This window comes from Methylovorus glucosotrophus, from assembly GCF_009858335.1.
GTDB classification, from domain to species: Bacteria; Pseudomonadota; Gammaproteobacteria; order Burkholderiales; family Methylophilaceae; genus Methylovorus; species Methylovorus glucosotrophus.
Genome location: NZ_VMSE01000002.1, coordinates 297,580 through 312,658, shown reverse-complemented (window position 1 = coordinate 312,658; position 15,079 = coordinate 297,580). Strand labels below are relative to the sequence as shown.

15 protein-coding genes are annotated in these 15,079 nt (G+C 58.2%); 11 read left to right on the top strand and 4 right to left on the bottom strand.

Annotated features, from left to right (window positions below; all coding sequences use genetic code 11):
• The first annotated feature begins 10 nt into the window (after positions 1-10).
• A complete protein-coding gene (locus FNL37_RS12585; protein ID WP_159356374.1) occupies positions 11-751 on the top strand; it encodes a competence/damage-inducible protein A in 741 nt (246 codons plus the stop codon).
• On the top strand, positions 751-1,011 hold the full coding sequence (locus FNL37_RS12580) for a YkgJ family cysteine cluster protein (protein WP_013441208.1): 261 nt from the start codon (positions 751-753) through the stop codon (positions 1,009-1,011). The genes FNL37_RS12585 and FNL37_RS12580 overlap by 1 nt, the downstream gene beginning before the upstream one ends.
• On the opposite strand, the gene FNL37_RS12575 is transcribed toward FNL37_RS12580, so the two are convergent.
• Positions 992-2,263, bottom strand: coding sequence for an MFS transporter (locus tag FNL37_RS12575; RefSeq protein ID WP_159356373.1), 1,272 nt, complete (start codon positions 2,261-2,263; stop codon positions 992-994). The genes FNL37_RS12580 and FNL37_RS12575 overlap by 20 nt on opposite strands.
• Before the next feature lie 311 nt (positions 2,264-2,574).
• On the opposite strand from FNL37_RS12575, the gene dusB reads away from it, so the two are divergent.
• The 9 genes from dusB to FNL37_RS12530 all read left to right on the top strand — a co-directional run bounded on the left by dusB (position 2,575) and on the right by FNL37_RS12530 (position 11,502).
• Positions 2,575-3,606: a tRNA dihydrouridine synthase DusB gene (gene dusB / locus FNL37_RS12570; protein WP_159356372.1), complete on the top strand. Its 1,032-nt coding sequence runs from the start codon at positions 2,575-2,577 to the stop codon at positions 3,604-3,606.
• Positions 3,607-3,608: 2 nt separating this feature from the next.
• A complete protein-coding gene (locus FNL37_RS12565; RefSeq protein ID WP_013441204.1) occupies positions 3,609-3,842 on the top strand; it encodes a Fis family transcriptional regulator in 234 nt (77 codons plus the stop codon).
• Between the two features lie 113 nt (positions 3,843-3,955).
• Complete coding sequence (purH, locus tag FNL37_RS12560) at positions 3,956-5,542, top strand: bifunctional phosphoribosylaminoimidazolecarboxamide formyltransferase/IMP cyclohydrolase (protein ID WP_159356371.1); 1,587 nt, start codon at positions 3,956-3,958, stop codon at positions 5,540-5,542.
• 99 nt (positions 5,543-5,641) lie between these two features.
• Positions 5,642-6,910, top strand: coding sequence for a phosphoribosylamine--glycine ligase (gene purD / locus FNL37_RS12555; protein WP_015829305.1), 1,269 nt, complete (start codon positions 5,642-5,644; stop codon positions 6,908-6,910).
• Positions 6,911-6,922: 12 nt separating this feature from the next.
• A complete protein-coding gene (gene tsaC / locus FNL37_RS12550) occupies positions 6,923-7,468 on the top strand; it encodes an L-threonylcarbamoyladenylate synthase type 1 TsaC (RefSeq protein ID WP_159356370.1) in 546 nt (181 codons plus the stop codon).
• A 13-nt stretch (positions 7,469-7,481) separates the two neighbouring features.
• Positions 7,482-8,381: an oxygen-dependent coproporphyrinogen oxidase gene (hemF, locus tag FNL37_RS12545; RefSeq protein WP_015829304.1), complete on the top strand. Its 900-nt coding sequence runs from the start codon at positions 7,482-7,484 to the stop codon at positions 8,379-8,381.
• Between the two features lie 50 nt (positions 8,382-8,431).
• A complete protein-coding gene (locus FNL37_RS12540) occupies positions 8,432-9,754 on the top strand; it encodes an alanine/glycine:cation symporter family protein (RefSeq protein ID WP_159356369.1) in 1,323 nt (440 codons plus the stop codon).
• A gap of 10 nt (positions 9,755-9,764) precedes the next feature.
• Positions 9,765-11,114 carry a sodium-dependent transporter gene (locus FNL37_RS12535; protein WP_159356368.1) on the top strand — a complete coding sequence of 450 codons (1,350 nt, stop codon included), beginning with the start codon at positions 9,765-9,767 and terminating at the stop codon, positions 11,112-11,114.
• 34 nt (positions 11,115-11,148) lie between these two features.
• Positions 11,149-11,502 carry a RidA family protein gene (locus tag FNL37_RS12530; protein ID WP_159356367.1) on the top strand — a complete coding sequence of 118 codons (354 nt, stop codon included), beginning with the start codon at positions 11,149-11,151 and terminating at the stop codon, positions 11,500-11,502.
• 111 nt (positions 11,503-11,613) lie between these two features.
• Here FNL37_RS12530 and FNL37_RS12525 read toward each other — a convergent pair whose 3' ends face one another.
• From FNL37_RS12525 to ilvD, 3 genes are all read right to left on the bottom strand, one after another.
• Positions 11,614-11,940, bottom strand: a complete 327-nt coding sequence (locus FNL37_RS12525; protein WP_013441196.1) for a c-type cytochrome — start codon at positions 11,938-11,940, stop codon at positions 11,614-11,616.
• 257 nt (positions 11,941-12,197) lie between these two features.
• A complete protein-coding gene (locus FNL37_RS12520; protein WP_159356366.1) occupies positions 12,198-13,112 on the bottom strand; it encodes a D-hexose-6-phosphate mutarotase in 915 nt (304 codons plus the stop codon).
• 22 nt (positions 13,113-13,134) lie between these two features.
• Complete coding sequence (gene ilvD, locus FNL37_RS12515; RefSeq protein ID WP_013441194.1) at positions 13,135-14,985, bottom strand: dihydroxy-acid dehydratase; 1,851 nt, start codon at positions 14,983-14,985, stop codon at positions 13,135-13,137.
• Positions 14,986-15,079: the final 94 nt, after the last annotated feature.

The window sequence follows — 15,079 nt, the reverse complement described above, 5'->3', positions numbered from 1 at the left end:
TCCACACACCATGCCAACCTTCGGTGCCTACATCATCGGCGATGAAATCCTCTCCGGCAAACGGCAGGATGCCCATCTTTCCCGGGTCATCCAGACCCTGGCCGCACGCGGCTTGCAGCTCGGCTGGGCCGAGTATCTGGGCGATGACCAGAGCCGTATCGCGCAAAGCCTCAAACGCAGCATGGACCGTGGCGACATCGTGCTCAGCTTTGGCGGCATAGGCGCCACGCCGGACGACTTTACCCGCCAGGCCGCTGCCGAAGCCGCGGGCCTGCCGATTGAGCGCCACGCTGGCGCAGTAGCCGAAATCGAAGCACGCTTTGGCGAGGCCGCCTATCCCAAGCGCGTGCTGATGGCAGATTTTCCCCAGGGCGCTGACCTGATCCCTAACCCGGTCAACCGCGTGGCGGGCTTTTCACTGCGCTCGCATTACTTCATGCCCGGCTTCCCCGAGATGGCCTGGCCGATGATGGAATGGGTGCTGGGTACCCACTACGCCCATCTGTTCCACCAGCATGTGATCACCGAACAAGCGATTGTGGTGTGGGATGCCGGTGAGAGCCAGTTGATTGATCTCATGAACCACATCGTCGCCACCCATCCCGAGGTGAAACTGTTCAGCCTGCCCAAGCTGGATACGCGCCGCACTATTGAGCTCGGGGTCAAAGGCCCAGCTGAGCAGGTGGCCGCTGCCATGGCCGACATCACGCAAGGCGTGACGCAAGCCGGTTTCCCCTGGCAAGCCATGTAATGGATTGTCGCCCCGACTGCGGCGCCTGCTGCATCGCCCCCTCCATCACCAGCCCCATCCCCGGCATGCCGCATGGCAAACCAGCCGGCGTGCGCTGCATACAATTAACGGATGACCTGCGCTGCGCCATCTTCGGCCAGCCCGAGCGCCCTCACTTTTGCGGCGGCCTGCAACCAGAACCCGCCATGTGCGGCACCAGCCGCGAGCACGCCATCCGCTGGCTAGGCGAACTGGAACAACTTACCCAGCCCGCGCCCTGAGCCCCAGCACGGCCAGCGCGCTCAACCCCGCCATCACCGACACATAGCCGCCCACCCACGCCAATCCGCCCTGCTGCACCAGTGCTTGCGAAATGGCAGGTGCCAGCGAGGCGCCGAGGATGCCGCCCAGGCTATATGCCAGCCCGGCGCCACTGTAGCGCATGGCAGCCGGGAACTGCTCGGGCAAAAACGCGCCCATGGGGGCAAAGGTCACGCCCATGAGGAATAACAGCAACGCGAGATAGGCCGTCACCAGCAACAATGAACCACTCTGCAACGCAGGTGCCAGCAGAAACCCCGCTAGCATGGCGGCCAGCGCTCCGCGCAGCAACACCGGTCGACGGCCGATACGATCACTCCAGGCAGCGGCCAAGGGCGTCGCCAGCGTCATCGCCAGAATCGCCACGCACAGCATGCCCAGAAAAACCGGGCGCGATATGCCCAGCGTGCCGGTGCCATAGCTCAGGCAAAACACCGTCGCGGTGTAAAACAGGTTGTAGCACACGCCCATCGCCAGTGCGCCCAGTAGCACGGCACGCGCATGGGTCTTCAGCAAGGCGCCCACCGGCAGGGTATGGGTGGCTTTGTGAGCCAGCACGGCGGCAAAGGCCGGCGTTTCGGCCAGCGTAAAGCGTACATACAAGCCTACCACCACCAGCAAGGCACTGGCAATAAACGGCACGCGCCAGCCCCAGGCCTTGAATTCAGCATCTGTCAGCCACAGGCTTAAACCAAGAAAACTCAAGGTCGCCAGCAAAAAGCCCACGGATGGCCCCAACTGCGGAAACATGCCAAACCAGGCACGCCGCCCCTCCGGCGCATGTTCGGTAGCCAGCAGGGCCGCTCCACCCCATTCACCGCCCAGCCCCAGGCCCTGACCAAAGCGCAACAGGCACAACACCACAGGCGCCCACACGCCCCATTCGGCATAGCCCGGCAGCACGCCTATCAGCAGCGTGCTAATCCCCATCAACAGCAACGATGCCGCCAGCGTCACCTTGCGCCCCACCCTGTCACCAAAATGCCCAAACAGCACCGCCCCCAGCGGCCGCGCCAGAAAGGCAATGCCAAAGGTCAAAAAGGCATTGAGCGACTGTGCCGCTGGCGCCTCCGCCGGGAAGAACACCTGCCCGATCACCAGTGCCGCCGCCATGGCGTAGATGTAAAAATCATAGAACTCAATGGCCGTGCCGATGAAGCTGGCAAAGGCGATGCGGGTGGTGGAAGGGGTAGATGTCGGCTGCATGTTCATCGGGATATGTGCTTATGGTATCGGGGTGGCGCCAGCATAAAGCATCCATCGCGTGAAGCCCACTTTTCAGGCATTCTGATGCCAGAAAATGTGGTTCAGCAAGGTAAGTGTTTTTGCCTGACTCTGCCCTGGGACGGGGCACGGGACAATCTCGATAGTATTAAGGGAATCAACAAGCTAGCAGAGGCATGCTTTTACTCTTGTCAAGCCCACTAATTACAATTTTTCGTTTTGCGCGCCTGCCGTTTGCATATAAAATAGGCAGCTTTTCCACAATCATCGTACGGACTTTGTCCAAGGTTTCAGCTTCAGTGCAAATCGGCCCATACAAACTAAAAAACAATCTGGTGGTTGCGCCTATGGCAGGCGTGACGGATCGGCCTTTCCGCATGCTATGCAAGAAGCTGGGGGCAGGGCTGGCTGTTTCCGAGATGGTGACGTCGAACTCGTTGCTGTATGGCAGTGCCAAGACCTTGCGCCGCGCCAACCACGAGGGCGAAGTGGAGCCGATTTCGGTGCAGATCGCCGGGGCAGACCCGAAGATGATGGCGGAAGCCGCCAAGCACAATGTGGATAACGGTGCGCAGATCATCGATATCAACATGGGTTGTCCGGCCAAGAAGATTTGCAATGTGATGGCCGGCTCGGCCTTGCTCAAGGATGAGCCGCTGGTATCGCAGATTCTGAAAGCAGTGGTGGCCGCCGTGGATGTGCCGGTGACCCTGAAAATCCGTACCGGCTGGGACAAGAACAACCGCAACGCTGTGGCCGTGGCGCGCATGGCGGAAGACATCGGCGTTCAAGCCTTGGCCATGCATGGCCGCACCCGGGCTTGCCTGTATAACGGCGATGCCGAGTACGACACCATTGCCGCCGTCAAGCAAGCCATCAAGATTCCGTTGATCGCCAATGGCGATATCACCACCCCGGAAAAAGCCAAGTTTGTGCTGGAATACACCCAGGCCGATGCCGTGATGATAGGCCGTGCGGCGCAGGGTCGCCCTTGGATTTTCCGTGAGATTGCGCATTTCCTCGAAACCGGCGAGCATCTGCCGCCACCCGAAGTAAGCGAAATTCACCAAGTGATGCTGGACCATGTGCAGGACCTGTATGACTTTTACGGCGAGCTGACCGGCATGCGCGTGGCGCGCAAGCATATCTCCTGGTATACCAAGGGGCTGAAGGATTCCGCGAATTTCCGCCACCACATGAATCAGTTGCAAACCGTAGACGAGCAACAGGCAGCCATCAGCCAGTTCTTCAGCCAGTTGCTGCAGCACGACCAGCGTCTGCAATATGTCCCCGAGACTGACTCCTCCGACGACCAAGCGATGGCGGCCTGAATATGAGTAACAAAGACGTCGCCGCCTGTATCCGGGCTGCCCTGGATGAATATTTCAAAGACCTGGATGGCCAGCCGCCCCACGCCGTGTATGACATGGTGATGGGCTGCGTGGAAAAACCCATGCTCGAATACGTGCTGCATCGTGCCGGGGGCAACCAGAGCAAGGCTGCCGAGATTCTCGGCCTCAATCGCAACACCCTGCGCAAGAAGATGCAGCTTTACCAGATTGAATAACCGCCAGGCGGCCACGGCCGCTTCCTGCTGCGCTACATGTTTTCCTGTTTTATTTTTCCCGCTTCAATTTAACGACGCATATTTACTGACCCACACAGACATCAACTGACATCATGGCCATCATCAAAAGAGCACTCATCAGCGTTTCCGACAAGGCAGGCATCGTCGAATTTGCCCAAAGCCTGCACGCCTTTGGCGTCGAAATCCTCTCGACTGGCGGCACGGCTAAGCTGTTTCGCGATCACCAGATTCCGGTGATTGAAGTCAGTGATTACACCGGCTTTCCTGAAATGCTGGATGGCCGCGTCAAAACGCTGCATCCCAAGGTGCACGGCGGTCTGCTGGGCCGTCGCGATCTGCCCGAACATGTAAGCGCCATGCAGGAAGCGGGCATCCCCAATATTGATTTGCTGTGCGTGAATCTTTATCCGTTCGAGGCCACTGTTGCCAAGGCCGACTGTACGCTGGAAGATGCGATTGAAAACATCGACATCGGTGGCCCGGCCATGGTGCGCTCCGCCGCCAAGAACTGGAAAGACGTCGTGGTGCTGACCGATGCATCGCAATACGCCGCCGTGCTGGATGAGATGAAGAGCACGGGTGGCGCCACCAGCCAGTCCACACGCTTTGCGCTGTCCGTCGCCGCGTTCAACCGCATCAGCAACTACGATGCCGCCATCAGCGATTATCTTTCTTCCATCAATACCGATGGCACCCGCAGCGCATTCCCTGCACAAACCAATGGCCGCTTCGTCAAGGTGCAAGACCTGCGCTATGGCGAAAACCCGCACCAGCAGGCGGCGTTCTACCGCGACTTGTACCCGGCACCTGGCTCACTGGTCACCGCCGAACAGTTGCAGGGCAAGGAGCTTTCCTACAACAACATCGCTGATGCCGATGCCGCCTGGGAATGCGTGAAGAGCTTTGACAGTGGCGCCTGCGTGATCGTCAAGCATGCCAACCCTTGTGGCGTTGCCGTAGGCGCGACCGCGCTCGAAGCGTACAGCAAGGCTTTCCAGACGGACACGACCTCGGCATTCGGCGGCATTATCGCCTTCAACCAGACTGTGGATGCTGCCGCGGCAGAAGCCGTTGCCAAGCAGTTTGTTGAAGTACTGATTGCCCCTGACTTCACGGCCGATGCGCTGGCGATTTTCAAGGCCAAGGCCAATGTGCGCGTGCTCAAGATTGCATTACCACCCGGTGGCAGCAGCGCCTGGGAGCAAGGCCGCAATTCGCATGACACCAAGCGCGTGGGCTCGGGCCTGCTGATTCAGACTGCGGACAACCACGAGCTCAGCCTGTCTGATCTCAAGGTGGTTACCCGCACACAGCCTACACCGCAACAGCTGCAAGATCTGCTCTTCGCCTGGCGCGTGGCCAAGTATGTCAAATCCAATGCCATCGTCTTCTGTGGCAATGGCATGACGCTGGGCGTGGGCGCAGGCCAGATGAGCCGCGTGGATAGCACCAAAATCGCCGCCATCAAGGCGCAAAATGCCGGCCTGTCCCTGCAAGGTTCTGCCGTGGCTTCCGATGCTTTCTTCCCGTTCCGCGATGGGGTGGACGTGCTGGCTGAAGCCGGTGCTGCTTGCGTTATTCAGCCAGGTGGCAGCATTCGCGATGAAGAAGTCATTGCTGCCGCGGATGAGCATGGCATCGCCATGGTGCTCACCGGCATTCGTCATTTCCGTCACTAAACATGCCATGCCCTGCGCATCTGGATGGGCTTTCCGATTATGCGGAATGCCCATTGCTCAGATCGCGGGGCATTGTTCACATAGCACAGGGTTAACAACATGAAAGTACTCGTCATTGGCAGCGGTGGCCGCGAACACGCACTGGCCTGGAAAGTTACGCAAAACCCCAATATCAGCCGCGTCTATGTCGCGCCGGGCAATGCAGGCACCGCACTTAACCCGGACATGGTCAATGTTCCTGTTTCCTCGGTAGCGGATCTGCTGGAGTTTGCACTCAAGGAGCAGATCGCCCTGACCATCGTCGGCCCGGAAGCCCCGCTTTCGCAGGGTGTGGTAGATGCGTTCCGTGCCAATGACCTGAAGATTTTCGGCCCGACCAAGGCCGCTGCCCAGCTGGAAAGCTCCAAGGATTTCGCCAAGGCCTTCATGATTCGTCATGGCATTCCGACCGCGGCTTATGCCACGTTTACCGATGCCGCCGCTGCCCATGACTACGTGCGTGAGCAAGGCGCGCCTATCGTCATCAAGGCCGATGGCCTGGCCGCTGGCAAGGGCGTGGTGGTAGCGATGGATGAAGACGAAGCACACGCCGCCATTGACGCCATGCTGGCCGACAACAAGCTGGGAGCTGCCGGTGCCCGCGTGGTCATCGAAGAATTCCTGACGGGCGAAGAAGCCAGCTTTATCGTGATGGTCGATGGCAAGAATATCCTGCCACTGGCCACCAGCCAGGACCACAAACGCCTGCTGGATGGCGACCAGGGCCCCAACACCGGCGGCATGGGGGCCTACTCCCCCGCCCCTGTGGTCACTCCTGACATACACGCCAAGGTGATGCGCGAAATCATTGCCCCCACCGTGGCAGGCATGGCAAAAGATGGCATCCCCTACACCGGCTTTTTGTATGCAGGCCTGATGATTACGCCTGAAGGCGACGTCAAGACACTGGAATTCAACTGCCGCATGGGCGACCCGGAAACCCAGCCCATCATGCTGCGCCTCAAAACAGACCTCGTGGGTCTGGCCGAGCACGCCGTCAACGGCACTCTGGATCAGGCAACGGTGGACTGGGATCGCCGTACCGCGCTGGGCGTGGTGATGGCAGCGGCCAATTACCCTGACACCCCGCGCACGGGTGATGAAATCACCGGCTTGCCGCGTGATCTGCAGGATGCCCATGTGTTTCATGCCGGCACCCGCCTGGAAGATGGCCGCGTGCTGACCAGCGGTGGCCGTGTACTCTGCGTTACCGCGCTGGGCGAAACCGTGAAATACGCACAAAGCCGTGCTTACCAGATCGCCGAAGAGATTCGCTTTGATGGCGCGCAGATGCGCAAGGATATCGGCTACCGCGCCGTCAAATCCTGAGGATAATCGGCGATGATGAATGCACGCGAGTTGCGGCATTACCTGCGTCATGGCGGGGTCATTGCCTACCCTACCGAGTCCTGTTTCGGACTGGGGTGTGATCCACATAGCCGCCTGGGCGTGCAGCGCATACTGCGTCTCAAGGGTCGGCCGCAGCGCAAAGGGCTGATCCTGATTGGCGATCAGCAGACGCGCTTCAAGCGCCTGATCGCACCCTTAAGCCCCGAGCAGCAAGCACGGGTTGCCACCACCTGGCCCGGCCCGCATACCTGGCTGGTGCCGCACGCCGAAGACTGCCCCATCTGGCTGCATGGCCGTCATCCCTCGCTTGCCGTGCGAGTGACAGCACACCCTCTGTCGGCGAGACTTTGCCGCATGGCAGGCATGGCCCTGGTCTCCACCAGTGCCAACAAGGCGGGTCATGCGTCGGCCAAAACCACCCGTAAATGCCGCCAGCTTTTCGGGCAGCGCGTACGCGTCATCGCCGGACTCACCGGCGGCGCCCGCAAGCCATCGACCATACAAGACCTCATCACCGGACGCATTTTGCGCCCCTAAACCGGAGCACCGCATGAATTCCGACGCTGTATATGACTATCTGCAAGGTCTGCAAAGCCGCATCGTTGAGGCAATTGAGCTGATTGATGGCAAGAATTTCCTCAACGACAGCTGGCAGCGGCCGGAAGGCGGCGGCGGCACTTCCTGCCTGCTGGAAGAAGGTAATGTGTTTGAACGTGCAGGCGTGGGCTTTTCGCATGTGATTGGCAACAAGTTGCCGCCATCCGCCAGCGTGGCACACCCGGAAGCGGCGGGCCGCAGCTGGAAAGCCATGGGCGTCTCGCTGGTGTTTCATCCGCGTAACCCTTACATCCCCACCGTGCACATGAATGTGCGCTTTTTTGTTGCGGAAAAGCCCGGTGAAGAGCCGATCTGGTGGTTTGGCGGCGGCATGGACCTGACGCCGTATTACGGGTTTGAAGAAGACGCCATTCACTTTCACCGCCTTTGCCGCGAAGCGCTCGCGCCATTTGGCAGCCAGTATTACCCCGCCTTCAAGCAGCATTGCGATGAATATTTCCACCTCAAGCATCGCAAGGAGCCACGCGGCATAGGCGGCATCTTCTTTGATGATTTCAATGAGCTGGGCTTTGAGCAGAGCTTTGCCCTGATCCGCAATGTGGGCGATGCCTTCATTCAGGCTTACATGCCTATCGTGCAGCGCCGCAAAGACATGGCGTATGGCGAGCGCGAGCGCGATTTCCAGGCCTATCGTCGTGGCCGCTATGTGGAATTCAACCTGGTGTATGACCGCGGCACGCTGTTTGGCCTGCAATCGAATGGCCGCACCGAATCCATCCTGCTTTCCATGCCCCCCATCGTCAAATGGCGCTATGACTGGAAACCCGAAGCAGGCTCGCCTGAAGCCCGTCTCTACAGCGACTTCCTCATCGATAAAAACTGGCTGGGTTAGCTTGATCGGCGCGGTTTGTGCTTATAATCCCTGTAAAAAGGGAGTTATAAATGCAAACCATTGAAAGCGTCATCGCCACATTATCCAGCTGGATCTGGGGGCCCCCCATGCTGATCCTGCTGGTGGGCACCGGCCTCTATCTGACCGTGCTGCTCAAGGGTTTGCAGTTCCGCACCCTGCCACTGGCATTCAAGCTGATTTTCAAAAAAGAAGTCGGGCATGATGGCGATATCAGCCACTTTGCAGCGCTGATGACCGCGCTTGCCGCGACCGTGGGCATAGGCAATATTGTCGGCGTTGCCACCGCCATTACCCTGGGCGGGCCCGGCGCCGTGTTCTGGATGTGGATGACTGGCCTGGTCGGCATGGTGACCAAATATTCAGAAGCCGTCCTCGCCATCAAATACCGTGAAAAAGGCCCACATGGCATGCGCGGCGGCCCCATGTACTACCTGGCAAAAGGCGTGGGCATGCCGTGGCTTGGCGCCCTGTTCGCTTTCTTTACCGCCTGTGCCGCCTTTGGTATCGGCAATATGGCGCAGGCCAATGCCACGGCAGAAATCTTCAAATCCACCTTTCATATTCCCACCGAGCTCACCGGCTTTATCCTCATGGTGCTGACCGGCCTCGTGATCATCGGCGGCATCAAGTCCATCGGCAAGTTCACCTCTTATCTGGTGCCACTCATGATCTTGGTGTACGTGGGTAGCGGCCTGGTGGTGCTGGCCTACAACTTTAGCGAAATCCCGCATGCGTTTTATCTGATCTTCCATCATGCCTTCAGCCCGGCCGCCGCCGGTGGTGGCTTTGCCGGGGCCACGGTCGCCGCCGCCATGCGTTATGGCATTGCCCGCGGCGTGTTTTCCAATGAATCCGGCCTCGGCTCGGCGCCCATTGCCGCCGCCGCCGCTCGCACCAAAGACCCGGTCAGCCAGGCACTGGTGAGCATGACGCAAACCTTTATTGATACGCTGGTGGTGTGCACCATGACCGCCCTCATCATCCTCACCGCCACGGCCTGGAAGCACGGCGTCAGCGCAGGCCAGCTCACCAGCATCAGCATGGCGGAAACCCTGGGCGACACTGGCAAATACATCGTCGCCATTTCAACCGCGCTGTTTGCCTACTCCACCCTCATCGGCTGGAATTACTACGGCGAAAAAGCGGTGGAATACCTGTTCGGCTTCCGCAGTATCAAGATTTATCGTCTGGTGTTCACCCTGGCGGTCGCCGTGGGTGCCAGCATCAGCCTGGAACTGGTGTGGAATTTCTCGGACCTGATGAATGGCATGATGGCGATTCCCAATCTGATCGGCCTGCTGGTACTTTCCAAGGTGATCAAGGCGGAAACAGATCGCTACTTCAAGGGATAAGGCATAGACGATGAGCCAAGCCCGCAGTCACTGGTCAAATCGCTGGACATTCATGCTGGCTACTGCGGGTTCTGCCATTGGTCTTGGCAATATCTGGAAATTCCCCTACATGACCGGCGTCAATGGCGGCAGTGCCTTTGTGCTGGTATTTCTCGCCTGCATCGCGATTGTCGGCATCCCGCTCATGATGTGCGAAATCATGTTGGGGCGCCGCGCCCAGCGTAACCCCATCGATGGCATGCATGCGCTGGCGCAGGAGGCTGGCAGCAGCAGGCACTGGAAATGGGTGGGCGTCATGGGGCTGTTCGCCGGTATCTTGATACTGGCTTTCTACAGTGTGATTGCGGGGTGGATTCTGCATTACGTGGTGGAAGCGGCTCGCGGCAGCTTCATCGGCATGGATGGGGAGCGAGCAGCGAGCGCCTTTCAGCAGTTTCTGGCATCGCCTGTTGAGCTAGCGCTTTGGCATACCATGTTCATCGGCATGACGCTGGGCGTGGTGGCACGTGGCGTCAATGCCGGGCTGGAGCAGGCCAACAAGATACTGATGCCCTCCCTGTTTGCCATTTTGCTGGTGCTGCTGGGCTACAGCATGTCGGTTGGGGATTTTCACGCGGCGCTTCATTTCATGTTCACGCCCGACTTTTCCAAAGTCACGCCCACTGCGGTGCTCTCTGCCCTTGGTCATGCGTTTTTCTCACTCAGCCTGGGCATGGGCGCTGTCATGGTCTACGGCTCCTATCTGCAACGTCATGTTTCCATTGCCCGTACCTCCATCTATATTGCCCTGGCTGATACGCTGGTCGGCCTGCTGGTTGGCATCGCCATTTTTGCATTGGTGTTTGCCAATCATCTGGAACCAGGCGCAGGCCCCGGCCTGATTTTCCAGACGCTGCCCATCGCCTTTGGCCGCATGCCCATGGGAACAATCATGGGCGTGCTGTTTTTTGTTCTGGTCGCGTTTGCCGCCTGGACGTCGGCGATTTCACTGGTGGAGCCCGCCGTTGCCTGGATCACGGAAAACAGCCGATTGAACCGCAAACAGTCAGCCTGGCTGATTGGCATTGCCGACTGGCTGCTGGGCATCGCCGTCCTGCTCTCGTTCAATCTTTGGCAAGACATTCGCCTGCTATTTGGTCTCGGCATTTTTGATACGCTGGACAAACTGACTACCACCATCATGCTGCCACTGGGTGGACTGTGCATGGCCGTGTTTGCCGGCTGGTACATGAAGACCTCCCATGTGGCAGAAGAGCTGGACATTTCACCACTAGCCTATCGTGCATGGCGCTTTACCATACGTTATATTTCACCCTTGGCGATTGTTGCGATTTTCCTATATCTGACCGGGCTGCTTTAGCACGGCGCTTGATCTCACTTTTCACAGGCAAACCATGTCCGACCTTCAACGTTTATATCCCGGTGCCCGCTACAGCGAGGCCACCATTTTTAACGGCACAATTTACCTGGCTGGCCAGGTCCCCAACGATGGCAGTCTGGATATCCAGGACCAAACTGCCGAAGTGCTGACCATGATCGATAACTTGCTGGCAGAAGCTGGCAGCGATAAATCGCGCATCCTGATGGCGCAGATTTTTCTCGCAGACCTGGCCGATTACGACAGCATGAACAAAGTGTGGGATGCCTGGGTGCCAGCCGGAGCGGCTCCCCCACGTGCGACGGTAAAGGCAGCACTGGCCCGACCAGAGTGGCGGATTGAAATCGTCATAACAGCCGCCCAGCTATAGGCAGAAACATCACCTGCGACCGCGATTTCAACGTCATGCATTGAGAACTGCGGGCAACAAAAAAGCCGGTCTTTTGAACCGGCTTTTTTGTTTGAAAACTGTAATCCGTAATTACAGAGTCAGAATCCATTCAACGATAGTCTTGATGTCTTCGTCTTTTACGTGTGGGCTGTTAGGCGGCATTGGGATAGGACCCCAAACACCACTACCACCAGCCTTGACCTTGGCGATCAGCTTGGCTTCTGCTGTCTTGTCGCCCTTGTACTTGGCAGCAACATCCTTGTAAGCAGGACCCACTACCTTGTTGGCAACACTGTGACATGCCAGACAGCCATTCTTTTGCGCCAGGGCTTCAGCGGCCTTAGCATCTGCTGCGCTTGCTTGTCCAGCCAGCATCAAAGTGCCGGCGGCTGCAACCGTCATTAATAAACCTTTCATGCTTTCTCCTTCATCTCGGTCTTGTAAAAACTACGTTAATACAACTTGTAATGATACCTAGGATTGCCTCGCCTTGGAAAGTGCTTAAGCGTTTTATTAACCCTGTCAATCTCGTGCATCACCTACACCTTATCAACGTCAATAAAGCCTGAACGTTGACCGTGTCCTGTCATGCATCACTTGCACATGCATCATTCTGACTTGCCTGACCGCCAGCCGTTCAATCCAGCTGCCAGGCGACCCCTTCGCCATGCAGGCTAGAGGTAATACTCGGTGCTGTATTCCACCTCCAGCGTATGGACTTCGCCCGGTGCGACGGTGACGACATTGTCAGTCGCATTGGCAGACTCCACACACACCATGTGGCGCCAGCCCGAATGACTGCCCAGATCGCCGATCTCGGCGGCTTTCTGTCCCCAGGGGTTCCATACCACCGTCGATTTGCTGCCGGATTTCTGCACGGTGATACGACGGCGCAGGCCCGGATCTTCAATCACACAGGTGTTCTCGCTATTGATATAGACCCGATCGGTTTCTTCCGTAAAGCGGATGTCGCCCTGCTGCTGCTTGACGGCATAGCCTTCCACCTTGTCCTGATACTGGGTGTTATCCAGCCCGCTGATCTTGATGACTTCAATATCGCTGACATGAAAATAGGTATGCAAAGCCTCACCCAGCACAAACGGTGCGGTACCGGTATTGGTGGTGGTGAGCTGCATGCGCAGGGCAGAGCCGACAATCACCGTGAGGGTGACTTCACAGTGATGCGGCCATTGCTTGCCGAGCTGCTGGGTTTCAATGAGCTGCATGATGATGCGCGTGGCGCCATCCGGATCAATGACGGTATCCACGATTTTCCACTGGGCCACGCGGGCAAAACCGTGCGGACAGAGGGATTCATCAGTGGCATGTGCACCAAACCAGGGCCAGCAGACCGGCACCCCACCGCGAATCGAACGGCCACGAACAAAACGCGCCTGATCCGACAGCCACAATACCGGCTCTTCCGAGTGATGGGGTTGCCACTCCATGACATGCGCGCCTTGCAGGGCAATCTTGGCCGAGGCATGGGGGTTTTCAATATGAACCGTTACCAGACCATTCTGATCGGAATAGAAATGGATTTTCTGGCCAACGCCGTAACGCGCATTCAACTGCTGTATGGATTGCATCCGACTCTTGATCCTTACAATATTATTTTTCGATCTGGCTGACATCCCGCACTGCGCCGCGGGCCGCCGAGGTACTCATGGCAGCATAGGCACGCAGGGCTGGTGACACATGACGCTCACGCGCCTGTGGTTTCCAGGCATCCTTGCCGCGCGCTTCCATGGCGGCACGACGGTGCGCCAGGATTTCATCGCTCACAGCCAGATGGATGGTACGGTTGGGGATATCGATTTCGATAGTATCGCCCTCTTCCACCAGACCAATGGCGCCGCCTTCAGCCGCTTCCGGCGATGCATGGCCGATACTGAGACCCGAGGTACCGCCAGAAAAACGTCCGTCCGTAAGTAAAGCACATTCCTTGCCAAGACCTTTGGACTTGAGATAGGAGGTCGGATACAGCATTTCCTGCATGCCAGGGCCACCACGCGGACCTTCGTAACGAATGACCACGACATCGCCCGCCACGATCTTGTCACCGAGAATGCCTTCAACGGCGGCATCCTGCGATTCAAAAATGCGGGCACGGCCGGTGAACTTGAGGATACTGTCATCCACGCCAGCAGTTTTGACGATACAACCATCCAGCGCAATGTTGCCGTAGAGCACGGCAAGGCCGCCATCCTGCGAGTAAGCATGCTCCTTGTTGCGGATGCAGCCTTCCTCACGGTCCGTATCCAGCTCAGGCCACAGCATGGACTGGCTGAAAGCAATGGTGGTGGAGATGCCGCCAGGCGCAGCACGGTAGAATTTCTTCACGTCTTCGTCGGTAGTAGTGGTGATATCCCACTTCGCCAGTGCATCACCCAGGGTTGGGCTGTGCACGGTAGGCGTATCCGCGTGGATATTTCCGGCGCGGTTCAGCTCGCTCAAAATACCCATCACACCACCAGCGCGGTGCACGTCTTCCATGTGGTACTTGGCAGTGGCAGGCGCTACCTTGCAGACGCAAGGCACATTGCGCGAAATGCGGTCAATATCGGCCATGGTGAAATCCACGCCCGCTTCATGCGCAGCGGCCAGCAAATGCAGCACGGTGTTGGTGGAGCCGCCCATGGCCACATCCAGGCTCATGGCATTCTCAAAGGCCTTGAAATTGGCAATGTTGCGCGGCAATACACTTTCGTCGTCCTGCTCGTAGTAGCGCTTGGTGATCTCCACAATCAGGCGACCCGCCTTCAGGAACAGCTCCTTGCGGGCAGCGTGCGTGGCGAGTGTGGAGCCATTGCCGGGCAACGACAGGCCCAGCGCCTCGGTCAGGCAGTTCATCGAGTTGGCGGTAAACATGCCGGAGCAGGAACCGCAGGTCGGGCATGCCGAACGCTCAATCGCCTCGGACTCTGCATCGCTCACCTTGCTGTCAGCGCCGGCCACCATGGCATCCACCAGATCCAGCTTGTGGAACGTACCTTGCCAGTTGACCTTGCCCGCTTCCATCGGGCCGCCGGACACGAATACCACCGGGATATTCAGACGCAGTGCTGCCATCAGCATGCCGGGAGTGATCTTGTCGCAGTTGGAGATGCACACCAGCGCATCGGCACAGTGGGCGTTGACCATGTACTCAACGCTATCGGCGATGAGGTCGCGGCTGGGCAGGCTGTACAGCATGCCACCGTGGCCCATGGCAATGCCGTCATCCACGGCAATGGTGTTGAACTCCTTGGCAACGCCGCCAGCACGCTCAATTTCACGGGCGACCATCTGGCCCAGGTCCTTGAGGTGGACATGGCCAGGCACAAACTGGGTAAAGGAATTGGCAATCGCAATAATTGGCTTGGTGAAGTCTTCTTCCTTCATGCCGGTAGCCCGCCACAAGGCACGGGCACCCGCCATATTGCGGCCATGGGTGGTAGTACGGGAACGGTATTCAGGCATGGCGTTAATCCGAGTGGAATCAAAAAAGTAAATTTTAACCCAGATCAACGCCGAGGACGTGAGATGTCTCTATCTTGCATCATTTGAGCGGTCC

Coding starts and splice junctions, on each gene's coding strand:
- FNL37_RS12585 (WP_159356374.1), top strand. CDS start 11: ATGCCAACCTTCGGTGCCTACATCATCGGCGATGAAATCCTCTCCGGC.
- FNL37_RS12580 (WP_013441208.1), top strand. CDS start 751: ATGGATTGTCGCCCCGACTGCGGCGCCTGCTGCATCGCCCCCTCCATC.
- FNL37_RS12575 (WP_159356373.1), bottom strand. CDS start 2,263: ATGAACATGCAGCCGACATCTACCCCTTCCACCACCCGCATCGCCTTT.
- FNL37_RS12565 (WP_013441204.1), top strand. CDS start 3,609: ATGAGTAACAAAGACGTCGCCGCCTGTATCCGGGCTGCCCTGGATGAA.
- purH (WP_159356371.1), top strand. CDS start 3,956: ATGGCCATCATCAAAAGAGCACTCATCAGCGTTTCCGACAAGGCAGGC.
- purD (WP_015829305.1), top strand. CDS start 5,642: ATGAAAGTACTCGTCATTGGCAGCGGTGGCCGCGAACACGCACTGGCC.
- tsaC (WP_159356370.1), top strand. CDS start 6,923: ATGATGAATGCACGCGAGTTGCGGCATTACCTGCGTCATGGCGGGGTC.
- hemF (WP_015829304.1), top strand. CDS start 7,482: ATGAATTCCGACGCTGTATATGACTATCTGCAAGGTCTGCAAAGCCGC.
- FNL37_RS12540 (WP_159356369.1), top strand. CDS start 8,432: ATGCAAACCATTGAAAGCGTCATCGCCACATTATCCAGCTGGATCTGG.
- FNL37_RS12535 (WP_159356368.1), top strand. CDS start 9,765: ATGAGCCAAGCCCGCAGTCACTGGTCAAATCGCTGGACATTCATGCTG.
- FNL37_RS12530 (WP_159356367.1), top strand. CDS start 11,149: ATGTCCGACCTTCAACGTTTATATCCCGGTGCCCGCTACAGCGAGGCC.
- FNL37_RS12525 (WP_013441196.1), bottom strand. CDS start 11,940: ATGAAAGGTTTATTAATGACGGTTGCAGCCGCCGGCACTTTGATGCTG.
- FNL37_RS12520 (WP_159356366.1), bottom strand. CDS start 13,112: ATGCAATCCATACAGCAGTTGAATGCGCGTTACGGCGTTGGCCAGAAA.
- ilvD (WP_013441194.1), bottom strand. CDS start 14,985: ATGCCTGAATACCGTTCCCGTACTACCACCCATGGCCGCAATATGGCG.